14 protein-coding genes are annotated in these 17827 nt (G+C 59.1%); 3 read left to right on the top strand and 11 right to left on the bottom strand.

Going from position 1 to position 17827, the window contains the following annotated elements:
- Positions 1–2 precede the first annotated feature (2 nt).
- The 9 genes from bamA to rpsB all read right to left on the bottom strand — a co-directional run bounded on the left by bamA (position 3) and on the right by rpsB (position 10116).
- Positions 3–2375 carry an outer membrane protein assembly factor BamA gene (gene bamA, locus DXT88_RS10885; RefSeq protein ID WP_265213323.1) on the bottom strand — a complete coding sequence of 791 codons (2373 nt, stop codon included), beginning with the start codon at positions 2373–2375 and terminating at the stop codon, positions 3–5.
- A 121-nt stretch (positions 2376–2496) separates the two neighbouring features.
- Positions 2497–3855, bottom strand: a complete 1359-nt coding sequence (gene rseP, locus DXT88_RS10880) for an RIP metalloprotease RseP (protein ID WP_265213321.1) — start codon at positions 3853–3855, stop codon at positions 2497–2499.
- Positions 3856–3865: 10 nt separating this feature from the next.
- Entirely contained in the window at positions 3866–5038 is a 1173-nt protein-coding gene (gene ispC, locus DXT88_RS10875) for a 1-deoxy-D-xylulose-5-phosphate reductoisomerase (RefSeq protein WP_016835414.1), read from the bottom strand.
- Positions 5039–5045: 7 nt separating this feature from the next.
- On the bottom strand, positions 5046–5861 hold the full coding sequence (locus tag DXT88_RS10870) for a phosphatidate cytidylyltransferase (RefSeq protein ID WP_016835413.1): 816 nt from the start codon (positions 5859–5861) through the stop codon (positions 5046–5048).
- Positions 5861–6619 (bottom strand): polyprenyl diphosphate synthase, encoded by a 759-nt coding sequence (gene uppS / locus DXT88_RS10865; protein WP_265213319.1) that lies wholly within the window; start codon positions 6617–6619, stop codon positions 5861–5863. Before uppS ends, DXT88_RS10870 begins: the two co-directional genes overlap by 1 nt.
- Positions 6620–6715: 96 nt before the next feature.
- On the bottom strand, positions 6716–7276 hold the full coding sequence (frr, locus tag DXT88_RS10860) for a ribosome recycling factor (protein ID WP_016832594.1): 561 nt from the start codon (positions 7274–7276) through the stop codon (positions 6716–6718).
- Positions 7277–7348: 72 nt separating this feature from the next.
- Positions 7349–8065: a UMP kinase gene (gene pyrH, locus DXT88_RS10855; RefSeq protein ID WP_016832595.1), complete on the bottom strand. Its 717-nt coding sequence runs from the start codon at positions 8063–8065 to the stop codon at positions 7349–7351.
- 260 nt (positions 8066–8325) lie between these two features.
- A complete protein-coding gene (gene tsf, locus DXT88_RS10850) occupies positions 8326–9210 on the bottom strand; it encodes a translation elongation factor Ts (RefSeq protein WP_265213316.1) in 885 nt (294 codons plus the stop codon).
- Positions 9211–9366: 156 nt separating this feature from the next.
- Positions 9367–10116, bottom strand: a complete 750-nt coding sequence (gene rpsB / locus DXT88_RS10845; RefSeq protein WP_016832597.1) for a 30S ribosomal protein S2 — start codon at positions 10114–10116, stop codon at positions 9367–9369.
- Positions 10117–10493: 377 nt separating this feature from the next.
- On the opposite strand from rpsB, the gene map reads away from it, so the two are divergent.
- The 3 genes from map (at position 10494) to DXT88_RS10830 (ending at position 14732) form a co-directional block, all read left to right on the top strand.
- Positions 10494–11318 (top strand): type I methionyl aminopeptidase, encoded by an 825-nt coding sequence (gene map, locus DXT88_RS10840; protein ID WP_265213314.1) that lies wholly within the window; start codon positions 10494–10496, stop codon positions 11316–11318.
- 27 nt (positions 11319–11345) lie between these two features.
- Complete coding sequence (locus tag DXT88_RS10835; RefSeq protein ID WP_016832599.1) at positions 11346–13898, top strand: [protein-PII] uridylyltransferase; 2553 nt, start codon at positions 11346–11348, stop codon at positions 13896–13898.
- Between the two features lie 87 nt (positions 13899–13985).
- Positions 13986–14732: a pseudouridine synthase gene (locus DXT88_RS10830; protein ID WP_265213311.1), complete on the top strand. Its 747-nt coding sequence runs from the start codon at positions 13986–13988 to the stop codon at positions 14730–14732.
- 68 nt (positions 14733–14800) lie between these two features.
- Here DXT88_RS10830 and DXT88_RS10825 read toward each other — a convergent pair whose 3' ends face one another.
- Both DXT88_RS10825 and DXT88_RS10820 read right to left on the bottom strand, forming a co-directional pair.
- Positions 14801–15286 (bottom strand): cyanophycin metabolism-associated DUF1854 family protein, encoded by a 486-nt coding sequence (locus tag DXT88_RS10825; RefSeq protein WP_265213309.1) that lies wholly within the window; start codon positions 15284–15286, stop codon positions 14801–14803.
- Entirely contained in the window at positions 15283–17556 is a 2274-nt protein-coding gene (locus DXT88_RS10820; protein ID WP_265213308.1) for a cyanophycin metabolism-associated ABC transporter, read from the bottom strand. Before DXT88_RS10820 ends, DXT88_RS10825 begins: the two co-directional genes overlap by 4 nt.
- Between the last annotated feature and the right edge of the window lie 271 nt (positions 17557–17827).

Here is a 17827-nt window from a genome sequence, read left to right as displayed (position 1 = left end):
GATCAGAAACCGGTGCCGAGCTGGAACTGGAAGTTCTGGGACTTGTCGCCCTGCTTCAAGTTCAACGGTTTGCCGTAGCTCAACTTCAAGGGACCGATCGGCGAGATCCAGCTGATGCCGAGACCGGTCGAATAGCGCAAGTCGTTGATCTTGATGCGTTCGCCGTCCGCGAACACGTTACCGCCGTCAAGGAAAGTGAACCAGCGCAAGCTGCGATCCTGTCCCGAGCCCGGGAACGGGAATTGCAATTCTACGCTACCAAGGAGGCGCGAGGCGCCGCCCATCGAATCACCGTACTGATCTTTCAGGTTACCCAGCGACGATGCCTCGTAACCGCGCACGGTGCCGATACCGCCGGCATAGTAATTCTTGAAGATAGGATAAGGTTTGCCGCCAATGCCCTTGCCGTAGTCGACTTCGCCATTGAATGCGATCGTTGCGGCATTCGCCCAGAACGGCTGGAAGTATTGATGCTGGTAAGTTGCGCGATAGTACTTCAAGGTGCCGACGGCGGACAACTCCAGATTGGCGCGCTGGTAACGACCCTTGGTCGGCACCAATGCACTGTCGCGGCTATCGCGCTGCCATGCTGCAGTCAGCGGGAAGCTGGTGGTCGAGGCGGTGCCGACACCGCAGGAGGCATTGTTTACGACATCGCAGCCTGCTACGCCGCCGGCGCCGAAGTCGCGCACATATTGTCGATACAGACTCGGGCTGGTGCTGTCGGTATCGACCTTGGTGTTTTCAATACCAATGCCGAAGAAAATACGGTCCAGCTCGGAGAACGGCACGCCGAACTTGACGCTGCCGCCGATCGTTTTCACGCGGTAATCACCGGTAGTGTACGCGGACGGACGAATCGTCCGCAGGAACACTTCGTACGTGCGGCTGACGCCGTCATCGGTGAAGTAAGGATTAGTCTGCGACACGGCGATCGTACGATAGCGCGAGCTGGTGTTGACTTCAACGCCGATGGTGTTGCCGCTGCCGAAGGCATTTTCCTGCGAAATCGAACCGGTCAGGCTCAGCTTGTCGGTTTGCGAGAAGCCGGCGCCGATCATGATGTTGCCGGTCGGCTTTTCTTCGACCTTCAGGTTGACGTCGATCTGGTCGTTGCTGTTGGGCACTTCCGGCGTCTCGACGGTAACTTCCTTGAAATAACCCAAGCGGTCGACGCGGTCGCGCGACAGCTTGATCTTCTCGCCGTCATACCACGAGTCTTCGAACTGGCGGAATTCGCGGCGGATGACCTCATCGCGCGTCTTGGTATTGCCGGCGATGTTGATGTGGCGCACGTAGACGCGCTTGCCGGGGTCAACCATGATCGTGAAGGCGACTTCTTTCTTTTCGCGATCGACGTTCGGATTTGCGTTGACGTTGGCGAACGCATAACCGAAGTTTCCGAGACGTTCGCTGATCTTCTTGGTACTGTCGGTCAGTTTGGAGCCGGAGTAGATTTCCCCCTTCTTCAACTGCACCAGCGCGGCAAGATCGCCTTCCATGCCGAACATTTCACCATCGAGCTTGATGTCGGAGACGGTGTACTTCTCGCCTTCGTTGATATTGATGGTGACGTAGATGTCTTTCTTGTCGGGCGTGATCGAGACCTGGGTCGAGTCGATCTGCATTTCCAAATAACCGCGGTCCAGGTAGTAAGAGCGCAACGACTCGATATCGCCGGCAAGCTTCTGCTTGGAATACTGATCGGCCTTGGTATACCAGGTGAACCAGCCCGGCGTGGTCAGCTTGAGCTGGTCGCGCAGCGTACCGTCCGAAAATGCCTTGTTGCCAATAATGTTGATTTGCTTGATGCGCGACGTATCGCCTTCGTCCACGGCGAACGTGACGGCGACGCGATTGCGCTCGACTGGCGTGATCGTGGTCGTGACCTTGGCGCCGTACAGGCCGCGCGACAGATATTGACGCTTCAGTTCCTGTTCGGCGCGGTCGACTTGCGACTTGTCGAAAATACGCGACTCGGCGACGCCGATTTCTTTAAGCGCCTTGGTCAGCTGTTCCTTGTCGAATTCCTTGATGCCGGTGAAGTCGACGCTGGCGATGGCCGGACGTTCTTCAACCTGCACCACCAGCACGTCGCCTTCGGCTTCGACGCGCACGTCCTTGAAGAATCCGGTGGCGTACAGCGCCTTGATCGCGGCAGTACCCTTTTCATCCGTGAATGTGTCGCCCACGCGCACCGGCAGATAGCTGAAGACGGTACCGGCTTCGGTACGCTGAATGCCTTCGACACGGATGTCTTTGACCACGAACGGCTCGACGGCGAATGCCTGGCCTGTACAAAGGGTCAACGCTGCGGCGGCGATCAGGCTACGGGAAAAGATCGGGGCAGGGAAATGCGCGGAATGTAATTTCATTAGCTATCTTATGAACTATGGAACTATGTTTTTTGCCGGTCGCTTCATGAAGCGCTGAAATGACCGAACATATGTAAAGTCAAAAGCCATCCGGGCGACCCGGACGGCTTGGAACGAATCCTTAAAACATCAGACGCACGATGTCGTTGAATGCGGCCACGAGCATCAGCATCATCAGAATACCCATACCGGCGCGTTGAGCAATTTCCCCAAAACGCTCAGAAACAGGACGGCCGGTCAAAATCTCCAGCGAATAATACAGCAAATGCCCGCCATCTAAAACCGGGATGGGCAGCAGGTTCATCACTCCCAGACTGATGCTGATGAACGCAATGAAGCTCAGGTAGCTGACCAGGCCGACTTTGGCGGTCTGACCGGCGTAATCCGCTATGGTAATCGGGCCGGTGATATTTTTCCATGAAACTTGTCCGACGATCATTTTTCCGATCATCTTGAGCGTCATGGCGCTGGTGTCCCAGGTTTTTTCCGCCCCCTTGGCAATGGCCGTCCAGGGGGGATCGCTGACCACGGTCATCTCAGGGGCCAGCGGCACTTCAACCTTGATGCGGCCGATAGTCTGGCCATTGTCGGTCAACGTATCGGGAGTCACTGCAATATCGAACTCGCTCTGGCCGCGCAGGCCATGCAGTGTCAGCGGTTTTCCCGGGGAGGCGCGCACCAGCTCGACCAGCGCCAGGCCGTCTTTGATCGGCGCGCCGTTGACGGCCAGGATCAGATCGCCTTTTTGCAGCCCTGCCTGCATGGCCGGACCTTCCATGATCTTGCCCAGGATCGCCTGCGGGCGTGCCAACGATATGCCCAGTTTGGCCAGGAAGTCGCCTTCCAGATCCTCGGTCGATACGCCGTCAAGCGACAACTTGACGGTATTGAGCAGTTTGCCGCCGTTTGGACCCGCGCTTTCAACGTCGAGACGCGCCGGTGTCTTTTCCAGCACGTGCTGCATCAGTTGCCAGCGCACCTCCGTCCACGCATGCACCGGTTCGCCATTGATCGCGGTAATGGTTTCACCGCCGCGCAAGCCGGCCTGGTAGGCCGCGCTCTGCTCCGTCATGGCGCGCAATTTGGGAACAGGTTCCGGAATGCCGTGCATGAACAAGCCGGCGAACAGCAGGATGGCAAGAATGAAATTGGCCAGCGGCCCGGCGGCAACGATCGCGATGCGGCGCCAGACCGATTGCCGCGTGAATTCGCGCTTGAGGTCTTCCGGCGCCATCTCGCTGACGTCCTGCTCGCGCGCGTCGAGCATCTTGACGTAGCCGCCCAGCGGCAGGATGGACAGCGCCCACTCGGTCTGGTCCGGACCAAAACGTCGCGACCAGACGATACGTCCCATGCCGACCGAAAAACGCAGGACCTTGACGCCGCACAGGCGCGCCACCCAGTAGTGTCCGAGCTCATGGACGACCACCAATGTGCCGAGTGCAACGGCGAAAGCCAGCAATGTGTGCAACAGGTTCATGACGGAGAAATCATAAGGTCAGGCAGGATTGCGCAACGGAACGCGCGATCTTGTCCTGCTCGATCAACGCATCGATATCGGTGACCGTACCGTGGGGCAGCTTGTCCATGACGCGGGCGATCACTTGGTCGATCATGCGGAATCCGATTTCTTGATTCAGGAATGCCTCCACGGCAACTTCGTTGGCGGCGTTGAGGATTGCCGCCGAGCTGCCACCGGCGTGCAGTGCATCATACGCCAGTTTGAGACACGGAAAACGCGCCAGGTCGGGACGCTCGAAAAATAGTTGACCGATCTGCGTCAGATCCAGCTGGGCCACGCCGGAAGCGATCCGTTCGGGGTAAGCCATGGCGTTGGCGATGGGTGTGCGCATGTCGGGATTGCCCAGTTGCGCCAGCACCGAACCGTCGATGTAGGACACCATCGAATGGATCACGCTTTGCGGATGGATCATGACTTCGATCCGATCGGCCGGCGCACCGAACAGCCAGTGCGCTTCGATGACTTCCAGGCCCTTGTTCATCATGGTCGCGGAGTCGACCGAAATCTTGCGCCCCATGACCCACTTCGGATGCGCCACCGCCTCGTCCGGCGTCACGCTGTCGAGCGTGTCGACGGCGCGCTTGAGAAAAGGTCCGCCGGAGGCCGTCAACAGTATTTTGGCGATGCCGCCATCGTCCAGCGAACGTCGAAAATCGTGCGGCAAGCATTGGAAAATCGCGTTGTGTTCGCTGTCGATCGGCAGCAATGTCGCCTTGTGTTCGGCCACGGCGTCGATCAGTAACTGGCCGGACATCACCAGCGCTTCCTTGTTGGCGAGAAGAATTTTCTTGCCGGCGCGTGCAGCAGCCAGCGTCGACGCCAGGCCGGCGGCGCCGACGATCGCCGCCATGACCATGTCGCATGCCGCCGCACTGGCGACGTCGCAGAGCGCCTGCGGGCCGTAAGCAACTTCGGTCCGCAATCCCTGCGCGCGCAGTTTTTGCTGCAGCACGCCCGCAGCTTCCGCGGTGCCGACCACGGCGACCTGAGGATGGAAACGCACGCATTGCGCCGCGAGTTCGTCAACGCGCGAATGCGCGGTCAATGCATACACCCGGTAACGCTCCGGATGACGCCCCACCACGTCCAGTGTCGAAACGCCGATGGAACCGGTGGAACCGAGAACGGAAATTGCCTGCATGAAACTCCTACAACCAGAGATCGATCAACGCCGCCAGCGGCAGCACCGGAATCAGTGCATCAATCCGGTCCAGCACGCCGCCGTGTCCAGGCAGCAGATTGCTGCTGTCCTTGAAGCCGGCACGACGCTTGAGCTGTGACTCGAACAGGTCGCCGACGACGCTGGCAGCCACCAGCAAACTCATGACGACGAGGAAACCGACCCAGCCGAAGCGCTCGTACAGACGCCCAGAGAAGGTATCGCCATCCAGGTACATGACCGTCGCCGCAGCGGCGACCAGGACAGCCAACCAGCCGCCAATGGCGCCTTCCCAGGATTTGCCCGGCGAAATCGAAGGCGCCAGCTTGTGACGGCCGAAACCTTTGCCGGCGAAGTACGCACCGATGTCGGCAACCCAGACGATCGCCATGACCGACAGCAAATACAGCGGAGAATGTTGAAACAGGGAAACAATCGCAATGAAGCAACCCAGCAGCGCCAGCGTGTAGGTAATGCTGAGCAGGCGATTGGCAGGTGTTTTCAGTTGAGGCAAGCCCAGCTTGAGCGCAGGAACGAAGCGGATTACCCATAGCAGCACGCATACGGCGAACAGGCTGCGCACGCTCGGCAGTCCGCTGACGAAGACAACGACGGCGTAACCGACCGTCCAGAAACCGGCCCACAGCTCGGCGCGCGAGTAGCGGAACAGTCGCAAGCTTTCCCAGACGCCGGCAGCGAAGAACGCCACCGTGACCGTAGCAAAAGCAAAAAAGTTATTCAGGAAAAGTACGGGCAATAAGATTGCCAGGAGAACCAACGCCGTGATGACACGCGTTTTCAGCATCAGGAAGCCTTTTTCTGCTCGACCAATTGCTCGCTGGTCCGACCGAAGCGCCGCTCGCGCTGGCGATACGAATCAATCGCCTTGTCCAGCTCGGCCCCGTCGAAATCGGGCCAATAGGTTTCGGTGAAATACAGTTCGCTATAGGCCAGTTGCCAAAGTAGGAAATTGGAAATGCGCTCTTCGCCGCCGGTACGGACAAACAGGTCCGGTTCAGGGGCGTAAGCCATCGCCAGATGGGGGGTCAACTGCTCTTCGGAAAAATCGGTCGCACCCGGTTGCTCGCGGAGCATCTTGCCGATCGCCTGCATGATGTCCCAGCGGCCGCCATAGTTGGCGCAAATGGTCAGCGTCAGGCCCTTGTTGCCGGCGGTCTGCGCCTCGGCCTTGGTCACCATGTCCTGCAGCTTGGCGTCGAAACGACTGAGGTCGCCGACCACGCGCAGGCGGATGTCATTGGCGTGCATTTTGCTGACTTCACGCTCCAGCGCCGTCATGAACAGGCGCATCAGCAGGGACACTTCATCGGCCGGACGGCGCCAGTTCTCGGAACTGAAGGCGAACAGCGTCAGGTATTCGATGCCGCGCTGGGAACATGCCTCGACGATGTCGCGCACGGCGTCGACGCCTTTGACGTGCCCCGCCACGCGCGGCAGGAAGCGTTTGGTCGCCCAACGTCCATTACCATCCATGATGATGGCGACGTGACGCGGCACCGATGAAACCTGGGGCACCGCCTGGGTTGAGCTTTTATGAGTCATACAGTGTAAAAATCCAGATGCGCGACGATGTCTGTATCAGCTCTGCAAACCACAGCCGACCCCGTCATCATCGCATAAACAACAGCGATAACGCACTTACACCGTCAACACTTCTTTTTCTTTTTCGACCACCAGCTTGTCGACTTCGGCGACGAACTTATCGGTCAGTTTCTGGATGTCTTCCTGGCCGCGGCGCTCGTCGTCTTCGGAACAAACCTTGTCCTTGACCAGCTTCTTCAGGCCTTCGTTGGCATCGCGACGAATGTTGCGGATCGAGATCTTGGTGTCTTCGGCTTCGCCCTTGACCAGCTTGACCATTTCCTTGCGGCGCTCTTCGGTCAACGCAGGCGTCGGCACGCGGATCAGGTCGCCCTGAGTCGCAGGGTTAAGGCCCAGGTCGGCTTCACGGATGGCCTTCTCGATGACGGCCAGCATCTTCTTGTCAAACGGCTGGACACCGATGGTGCGGGCGTCGATCAGCGTCAGGTTGGCGACTTGCGACAGTTGTGTCGGCGAGCCGTAGTAGTCGACCTGGACGTGGTCCAGGATGCCGGTGTGGGCGCGACCGGTACGCACCTTGGCCAGATCGGCGCGCAGCGATTCGATCGACTTGCTCATTTTTTGTTCGGTGCTTTTCTTGACGTCAGCGATGGTCATGCTGCTCTCCTATCTAAAACCAAATAAACGATGTTCGGAAACGTGAATTTATACGCGAATTTATACCCGAGTTTATACGTGCACCAGCGTGCCTTCATCCTCACCCATGACCACACGCTTGAGGGCGCCCGGCTTGATGATGGAAAACACCTTGATCGGAAGTTTCTGGTCACGGCACAACGCAAATGCGGTGGCGTCCATGACCTGCAGGTGCTTGGCAATCGCTTCGTCGAAAGTGATGGTGCTGTAGCGCGTGGCGGCTGGGTCTTTCTTTGGATCGGCGGTGTAGACGCCGTCGACCTTGGTCGCCTTCAGGACGATCTGGGCGCCGATTTCCGAGCCGCGCAACGCCGCTGCGGTATCGGTGGTGAAGAATGGGTTACCGGTGCCGGCGGCGAATACCACGATCTTTCCTTCTTCGAGGTATTGCAGGGCCTTGGGGCGAACGTAGGGTTCGACCACCTGTTCGATGGCGATTGCCGACATGACGCGTGCCGTCAGGCCGGCCTGGCGCATGGCGTCGGCCAGCGCGAGCGAGTTCATCACCGTTGCCAGCATGCCCATGTAGTCGGCCGTGGCGCGATCCATGCCCTGCGCTCCCGGGGCGACGCCGCGAAAGATGTTGCCGCCGCCGATCACGATCGCCAGCTCAACCCCCATTTGGGTTACTTCCGCCACGTCGGCGACCATGCGCTCGATGGTGGCGCGGTTGATGCCGTAGGTATCGTCGCCCATGAGGGCTTCGCCGGAAAGTTTGAGGAGTACGCGCTTGTAAGCTGGTGTCGTCATGTGCTGGGCTCCGTTTGCTATCCGATTGACTTGTAATTCCGTGCGTCCTGCGCTTCTTCGCGCTGCGCAGCTCGCCTGAGGCGTGGCGCTGCAGCGAGGAAAGGACGCCATTGTATGCTGCCGTACTCTGCTGCCGGGATTTGGTTACATGTTGAAATGTCTGGCCGATGACAAGACAGATCTTATCCAAAGTCCCCGAACCTGTCGAAAGGTCCCGACAGGCTTAAAAAAACGGGCCTCTCGGCCCGCTTCCTTGTTGCTTACTGCGCTTGCTTGGCGGCAGCAACCTGGGCTGCCACCTCGGCTGCGAAGTCATCCTGTTTCTTCTCGATGCCTTCACCAACCACAAACATGCTGAACGACTTGACGGAGGTGTTCGCCGCCTTGAGCATTTGTTCAACGGTTTGCTTGTCGTTCTTCACGAACGACTGGTTGAACAGCGACACTTCCTTCAGGTACTTTTGCACCGAACCGTCGACCATCTTGGCGACGATGTCGGCCGGCTTGCCGGATTCGGCAGCCTTCAGCGACGCGACCGAACGCTCTTTCTCGATCAGATCGGCAGGCACTTGATCCGACGACAGCGCAACCGGCTTCATCGCCGCGATGTGCATGGCGACGTCCTTGCCGACTTGTTCGTCAGCACCGTCGAATTCGACGACCACGCCGATGCGCGTGCCGTGCAGGTAGGACACCAGCTTGCCGGTAGTTTCGAAGCGTTGGAAACGACGGATCGACATGTTTTCGCCGATGCGACCGATCAGTTCGGTACGTGTTTCTTCAACTGTCTTGTCGCCCAGCGGCAGTGCAGCCAATGCGACCAGATCGGCAGGATTCTTTTCTGCGATCACTTTGGCGACGGCATTTGCCAGAGCAATGAATTCATCGTTCTTGGTGACGAAGTCGGTTTCACAGTTGATTTCCACCAGCGCGCCAATGCCGCCGGCGATGTAAGTTGCGACAACGCCTTCCGAAGTGATGCGGGAAGAAGCCTTGGATGCCTTGCTGCCCAGTTTCACACGCAGGATTTCTTCAGCGCGGACCATGTCGCCTTCGGCTTCGGTCAGTGCCTTCTTGCATTCCATCATCGGCGCGTCGGTCTTCGCGCGCAGTTCGCCTACCAGTGCTGCGGTAATTGCCGCCATATATTTCTCCTAACTAAGTTGACATGCCGTCATCGGGGACGCCACATCGGGAATTCGATCAATTTACTCAAAAAAAAGGGGCGAACTGCGCTAACTCTCGCTGTTACCCCTTTTCTTGTCGCCCGCGGATGTACCTCCACGGGCGCTGCAGGCAAATTAAGCCTGTTCGTTCACTTCAACGAATTCGTCGCCACCGTTCTTGACGGCTTCGACAACTTCGTTCACCGCATTTTCACGGCCTTCCAGGATCGCGTCAGCAACACCGCGAGCGTACAGAGCGATTGCCTTGGCGGAATCGTCGTTGCCTGGAATGATGTAAGTCACGCCTTCTGGCGAGTGGTTGGTATCAACCACGCCGATAACCGGGATGCCCAGCTTGGCGGCTTCAGTGATGGCGCCCTTGTGGTAACCGACGTCGATCACGAAGATGGCGTCAGGAATGCCGCCCATATCCTTGATGCCGCCGATTGCCTTTTGCAGCTTTTCTTGTTCGCGGCTGAACAGCAGGGCTTCTTTCTTGCTCAGCTTTTCATTGGAACCGTCAGCGATGGAGGCTTCCATGTCCTTCAGACGCTTGATCGATGTCTTGATGGTCTTGAAGTTGGTCAGCATGCCGCCCAACCAGCGTTGGTCGACGTAAGGAACGCCTGCGCGCTGCGCTTCAGCGGCGATGGTGTCGCGTGCTTGACGCTTGGTGCCGACAAACAGGATAGTGCCGCGGTTGGACGACAGTTGGCGCACGTACTTCAGCGCTTCCTGATACATGCCCAGGGTCTTTTCCAGGTTGACGATGTGAATCTTGTTGCGATGACCGAAGATAAACGGGGCCATCTTTGGGTTCCAGAAGCGTGTTTGGTGACCGAAGTGGACACCAGCTTCCAGCATTTCGCGCATAGTTACGGACATAAATTTCTCCAGGGTTAGGTCTGGAATCCATTCGGCCATCCGGGAGGACAGATCAACTGCTGCCCGGACACCCTTTGCGAACGGATTCGCGATTCAAAATTAACAACAACTTGGTTACTTCATCACTTATTTCACCGAAGCAAGATTTACATCAAACGACCAAAAACATTCGTCCGAAGCTGCAAAAACTCGCTTTCCAACCTTAGCGACTCAAGTTAGCCGAGCATTCTACCTCATCCGGAGAATCCATTCAAGCGCCGAAAGCATTGTTTTCATTAGCTTTTGCCCGTTCCGTGCAGCCAATCCGCGCCGACAGAACCGCCGCCCCTCGTCTATAATCTCTACTTAACGATTTTTAGCGAACTGCGACAAACTTTATGGGCTCCATCTCCATCAAAACCGCCGAAGATATCGAAGGCATGCGCGTGGCCGGCAAACTGGCCGCCGAAGTGCTCGACTACATCGCGCCCTTCGTCAAGGCCGGCACCACTACCGGCGAACTTGACCGCCTGTGCCACGAGTACATGACCAACGTGCAGGACACCATCCCGGCGCCGCTGAACTACTGCCCGCCGGGCTATACGCCTTACCCGAAGGCAATCTGCACCTCGCTCAACGACATCATCTGCCACGGCATCCCGGGCGACAAGGTCATGAAGAACGGCGATGTCCTGAACATCGACATCACGGTGATCAAGAACGGCTACCACGGCGACACCAGCCGCATGTTTTTCATCGGCGAACCGTCGATCCTGGCACGCCGCCTGACTGAAATTACCTACGAATGCATGTGGCTCGGCATTTCCAAAATCAAGCCGGGCGCGCATCTGGGCGACATCGGCCATGTCATCCAGCAGCATGCGGAAAAAGCCGGCTACAGCGTGGTGCGCGAGTTTTGCGGCCACGGCATCGGCACGGTCTTCCATGAAGAACCGCAAGTGCTGCACTACGGCCGCCCCGGCACACTGGAAAAGCTCGAAGCCGGCATGATCTTCACGGTCGAACCGATGATCAACGCCGGCCGCCGCGAAATCCGCGAAATGGGCGACGGCTGGACCATCAAGACCAAGGATCGCAGCCTGTCGGCGCAATGGGAACACACCGTGCTGGTGACCGAAACCGGTTTCGAAGTGCTGACGGTATCGCCCGGCATGCCTGCGCCTCCGGCCTTCATCCAGCAAGCGGCCCCTGCTCTCGCCTGATTTGCCCGATCCATCGACCGGATTTCTATGCCCTCCCTTGCCGTCATCCTCAAAAAACAACTCAAAGCATCGCGCCAGGAAGCCATCGAGGCATTCCAGGCTGACGGCAAGACCGACCATCTGTTGACGCAACTGCGCCGCAATGTCGACGCTGCACTTACCGAAGCGTGGAACAAATGCGATCTCCCGCGCGATATCGCGCTGGTCGCGGTCGGCGGCTATGGCCGCGGCGAGCTATTCCCGCATTCCGACGTCGACGTGCTGATCCTGCTCGACGAAACACCCGGCAAGGCCATGCAGGAAAAACTGGAATCGCTGGTGCAGCTGTTCTGGGACATCGGCCTGGAGATCGGCCACAGCATCCGCACCATCGACGAATGCATGAGCGAATCGGCTGCCGACATCACGGTGCAGACCAGCCTGCTGGAAGCGCGGCTGGTGACCGGCAACAAGACGCTGTTCCAGTTGCTCCAGGTGAAATGCCAGGCCGCCATGGATCCGCGCGCCTTTTTCCTTGCAAAAACCCTGGAACTGCGCCAGCGCCACGTCAAATACGAAGACACGCCCTACAGCCTGGAACCGAACTGCAAGGAAAGCCCGGGCGGCCTGCGCGACCTCCAGGTGATCCTGTGGGTGGCCAAGGCGGCCGGCCTGGGAGATTCCTGGAGCAAACTGGCCCAGCGCGGCCTGCTGACCGCGACCGAAGCGCGCCAGCTGACGCAAAAGGAGCGCGCCTTCAAGGACATCCGGATCCGCCTGCACATCTACACCAACCGCCGCGAAGACCGGCTGGTGTTCGATATCCAGACCCCGATCGCCGAGAGTTTCGGCTTCAAGAGCACGGACACGCGCCGCGCCAGCGAATACCTGATGCAGCGCTATTACTGGGCCGCCAAGGCGGTCACGCAGCTCAACACGATCCTGTTGCAAAACATCGAAGCGCAACTGTTCCCGCAGGACGTCATCCCGCAAAAGATCAACGAGCGCTTCAACGAACTCAACGGCTTCCTCGACATCGCCCACGACAACGTTTTCGAAGACACCCCGTCGGCCATGCTGGAAGTCTTCCTGGTGCTGGCCCAGCATCAGGAACTCAAGGACATGTCGGCGCGCACCATGCGGGCGCTGTGGCATGCGCGCTTCAAGATCGATAACGCCTTCCGCGCCGATCCGGTCAACCACGCGCTGTTCATGCAGATCCTGCAAGGCAAGCGCGGCATCATGCACGCGCTGCGCGGGATGAACCAGACCAGCGTGCTGGGCCGCTACCTGCCCAACTTCCGCCGCATCGTCGGCCAGATGCAGCACGACCTGTTCCACGTCTATACGGTCGACCAGCACATCCTGATGGTGGTGCGCAATGTGCGCCGCTTCACGATGAGCGAGCATGCGCATGAATACCCGTTCTGCAGCCAGCTCATGGCCAACTTCGCGCAACCGTGGATCCTGTATGTGGCAGCGCTGTTCCACGACATCGCCAAGGGCCGCGGCGGCGATCATTCCAAACTGGGCATGGCCGATGCACGCCAGTTCTGCGTGCAGCACGGCATCTCGGAAGCGAACACCGAGCTCGTGGTGTTCCTGGTCGAACATCACCTGAGCATGTCGCAAGTGGCGCAAAAACAGGACTTGTCGGACCCCGACGTGATCCAGCAATTCGCCGATTCGGTCAAGGACGAGCGCCACCTGACCGCGCTGTACCTGCTGACCGTGGCCGATATCCGCGGCACCAGCCCGAAGGTCTGGAACGCCTGGAAAGGCAAGCTGCTGGAAGACCTGTACCGCATGACCCTGCGCGTGCTCGGCGGCGAAGCGCCGTCGGCCGACCGCGAACTCAAGAACACCCAGCAGGAAGCGATCAAGACGCTGCGCCTGTACGGCCTGCCTGCCGATGCCCATGAAAACTTCTGGCGCCAGCTCGACGTCGCCTACTTCCTGCGCCTCGATGCATCCGATATCGCCTGGCAGACGCGCTCGTTCTACGACAAGATGGACAGCAAGGTGCCGCTCGTCAAATGCCGCCTGGCGCCGATCGGCGAAGGCGTGCAAGTCGCGGTATATACGCCGGACCAGCCCGATCTGTTCGCACGCATCTGCAGCTATTTCGATGAAAAGAACTTCAGCATTCTCGACGCCAAGATCCACACGACCAAGACCAATTACGCGCTCGACGCCTTCCTGATCAGCGCCCCGGTGTTCGCCAAGAATTACCGCGACATCATCAACCTGATCGAGCATGAGCTGGCGCATTTGCTGCAATCCGACAGTCCGCTGCCGACGCCGGCGAAGGGTCGCTTGTCGCGCCTGTCGCGCACCTTTCCGATCAATCCGTCGGTCGACCTGCGCCCGGATGAACGCGGCCAGTATTACCTGCTGTCGGTGTCGGCCAACGATCGCAACGGCCTGCTTTACACGATCTCCAACATTCTCGCCAAGTACAAGATCAACCTGCACACCGCCAAGGTGATGACGCTCGGTGAGCGTGTCGAAGACGTGTTCCTGGTCGACGGTGCGGCGCTCAACCATCCACGCAACCAGATCATGCTGGAAACCGATTTGCTCAAGGCGCTGCGTATCTGATAGCTGGCATGCGCTGCTGTTATGGCGTTTCCCCCTGTTGGCTTTTTTTCACTTTACTTAACCAGATTTTCACCTAGCTTATCCATCATGACTGAACCCGTACGCCTGTCCAAACGCATGTCCGAACTCGGCCTCTGTTCACGCCGGGAGGCCGACGAATGGATAGAAAAAGGCTGGGTCCGCGTCGACGGCCAGGTGGTCTCGGTACTCGGCAGCAAGGTGTTGCCGCACCAGCGCGTGAGCGTCGAGCGCCAGGCCGCTGCGGAGCAATCCAAGCGCGTCACCATCCTGATCAACAAACCAATGGGCTTCGTCAGCGGCCAGGCTGAAGACGGCTACAAACCTGCGGTCGCTCTGGTGGAAGCCGCCACGCGCTGGAAGGAAGACCAGGTCGACACGCAATTCCATCCGACGCAGTTGCGCAGCCTGGTGCCGGCCGGTCGCCTGGACATCGACTCGGTCGGTTTGCTGGTGCTGACGCAGGACGGCCGCATCGCCAAGCAACTGATCGGCGAAGACACCAGCGTCGACAAAGAATACCTGGTGCGCGTGCAGTACACCAAGCCGGGCAAGCTGCCCGACAGCGACCTCAAACGACTCAACCACGGCCTGTCGCTGGATGGCAAAGCACTTAAACCGGCGAAGGTGCGCTGGCAAAACGAGGATCAGCTCAGCTTCATCCTCAATGAAGGCAAGAAGCGCCAGATCCGTCGCATGTGTGAACTGGTCGGACTGAAAGTCGTCGGCCTCAAGCGCGTACGCATCGGCGGCGTCAAGCTCGGCGACTTGCCAACGGGGGAATGGCGTTACCTGCGCCCTGACGAGCAATTCTGAAAAGCTTTGGGCATAAAAAAACGGCTGCGACCGATACGGAAGCAGCCGTTTTTTATTGCCTGCCGGCTTTACAGGAAGCGGTCCAGAATCTTGCGGCCGTGCTTGTCCAGCGCCTTGATGTCGCGAATCAGGAACTGGATGCCGTGACTGTCGGCGATCAGCAAAGCCGAATTGGGCAGGCGGCGAATATCTTCTTCACCCTTGAGCGTGAACGAGGTATTGCCGCGATTGGTTTCCACTTCCCAGATGCTCGGCGTGGCGAAACTGGAGACACCGACGATGCGGCTGATCTGCGGCATGAATTCGCGCGCGGCCAGTTCTTCTTCGATGATGACCCGCAGTTCCGGCGAGATGTCCGACCATAGTTCGATCCAGGCCAGTTCATGGCCATCGGCGCTGACCAGAGCAATGCCTTCATCAGGCGCACCGATCGGGAAAGCGCGCACGGGAATTGCGCCTTCATGCGTGACGCCTTCCGCGTCGACGAAGACCAGGCGGCCGAAACTGTTCCGATGCAAGGTGAAATTATGGGTGCCGGCGTTCGTAGTCATCATTCGTCGTCCTTCTCTTCGCTACCCGACACCTCGGCTTCGGGATTACGCGCCTGCGCCTGATACAGGCGATAGTAGGCGCCCTGCTTTGCCATCAATTCTTCATGCGGCCCGACCTCGACCACCTGCCCGCGATCCAGCACCACCAGGCGATCAGCCTTGCGCAAGGTCGACAGGCGGTGCGCAATCGCGATCGTGGTGCGGCCTTGCACCAGGTTGTCGAGCGCCTTCTGGATTTCTTTTTCGGTCGTCGTATCGACTGAAGATGTTGCTTCGTCGAGGATCAGGAAACGCGGATCGATCAGCAGCGCGCGCGCAATCGAAATACGCTGGCGCTCGCCGCCCGACAAGGCTTGGCCGCGCTCGCCCACCAGCGAATCGTAGCCATGCGGCAGGCGCAGGATGAATTCATGCGCATGCGCGGCGCGCGCGGCCGCGATGATTTCGGCGCGCGTCGCTTCCGGCTTGCCGTAGGCAATATTCTCGGCGATCGTGCCGAAGAACAGGAACGGCTCCTGCAACACCAGCCCGATATTGCGGCGATATTCGGAAATCGGCAGCGAGCGGATGTCGACGCCGTCGATGCGGATCGAACCTTCGGATACGTCGTAGAAACGGCAGATCAGATTGACCATGGTGCTCTTGCCGGAACCGCTGTGACCGACCAGGCCGATCATTTCACCCGGCGCGATCGACAGATCGACGCCGCGCATGACCGAGCGATTGCCGTAGCGGAAGCCGACGTTGCGCAGCTCGATGGCGCCCTTCACTTTTTCGATGTGCACCGGATTGGCCGGTTCAGGCACGCTCGACACGTGGTCAAGGATGTCGAAGATCCGCTTGGCGCCGGCAGCCGCCTTTTGCGTGACCGATACGATTCGGCTCATCGAATCCAGACGCGTATAGAAACGGCTGATGTACGCCAGGAACGCGGTCAGTACACCGACCGTGATCTGGTTATGCGAAACCTGCCAGATGCCGAAGACCCACACCACCAGCAGGCCGATTTCGGTCAGCATGGTCACCGTCGGCGTGAACAGCGACCAGATCTTGTTGACGCGATCGTTGACCACCAGGTTGTGGCGGTTGGCTTCCTTGAAGCGGGCCGCTTCGCGCTTTTCCTGGGCGAAGGCCTTGACTACCCGGATGCCCGGGATGGTGTCGGCCAGCACGTTGGTGACTTCCGACCAGATGCGGTCGATCTTCTCGAAACCGTGGCGCAGGCGATCGCGCACTACATGGATCATCCAGGCAATGAACGGCAACGGCAGCAAGGTCACCAGCGCCAGCCAGGGATTGATCGAAATCAGGATCACCGCCGTCATGATGATCATCAGGACATCGATGATGAAGTCCAGCAGATGCAGCGACAGGAACACGCAGATGCGATCGGTCTCGGAACCGATGCGCGCCATCAGGTCGCCGGTGCGCTTGCCGCCGAAGTATTCCTGCGACAACCGCAGCAGATGTTCGTAAGTCGTGGTGCGCAGGTCGGCGCCGATGCGCTCGCTCACCAGCGCGAGGATGTAGGTGCGGCCCCAGCCCAGTATCCAGGCGACCATGGCAGAACCGAGCAGACCGCTCAGGTACAGGCCGGCCAGATGGGAATCCAGCGGCGCGCCGTTCTGGAACGGAATCAGCACGTTGTCCATCAGCGGCATCGTCATGTACGGCGGCACCAGCGTCGCGGCGGTGGACGCCAGCGTCAGCAGGAAACCCAGCAGCAAGGATCCCTTGTACGGTTTGGCGAAGCGCGTCAGCCGGAACAGCGCCCAGGTCGACGGCGGCGCCTCTTTGGCTTCCGGACAGATGGCGCAGGTTTCCTGGCCCTGCGGGATCGGCGCCTTGCATTGCGGGCAAACATCCAGTTCTTCTTCCATTGCGGCCTGGCCGGAAGTCCGGGCGTCGCGTTGCTGGTCGAACTGGTTGATCAGGCGCAGCGCCTGCGGATTTTGCGCCAGCGTGTAGCGCCAGAAAGCCAACCGGGACTGCCCGTCTTGCAACTCGAGACTGCCGACGCCGGCGTGGTCATGGTGCTTCAGCGCCAGGCCGACACGGTATTCCCAAGCGGTCCAGCCTTCGTTGTCATTGTCCTTGGCGAGCAGGCGACGGTCGGTGGCGACAATCATGCCGCGGCTGAATTTCAGCGTGGCGTCGAGGTCGAGCTCGAGCCAGGCGACGATCTTTTCTTCGGGCGCCAGCTGGGCTTGCGCTTCCGCGCGCCACGGCGCGGGCAAATTGGAGGAGCTTGGGATGAGGGATTCTCTATTCATCTGAACGGCATGTTTGTCCTGTGCGGACAGTGAGGAATGGTTTTGCTGGCAACTTTTTGCCGACAATCTATGCCGCGCATATTATATCGCAAGGGTTTGCCACCCCGACAACGCGCGGCGCCCCTCCTGCGATGACAAACAAAGCGCCGGTTTGACTGCGAACCCTGACGATTTCCTGATTTTTTTGCATGCAAGACCGCAAACAGTCTGAGACAATATCGTTACATATTGTGTATACCGGCAACTTATGGGAAGGGGCTGGGACAAATGT

The sequence above is a fragment of the Herbaspirillum lusitanum genome, from assembly GCF_026127345.1.
In the GTDB taxonomy this organism is placed as follows: domain Bacteria; phylum Pseudomonadota; class Gammaproteobacteria; order Burkholderiales; family Burkholderiaceae_D; genus Herbaspirillum; species Herbaspirillum lusitanum.
Note: the sequence above shows the minus strand (reverse complement) of the source record. Positions and strands in the feature narration are given on the sequence as shown.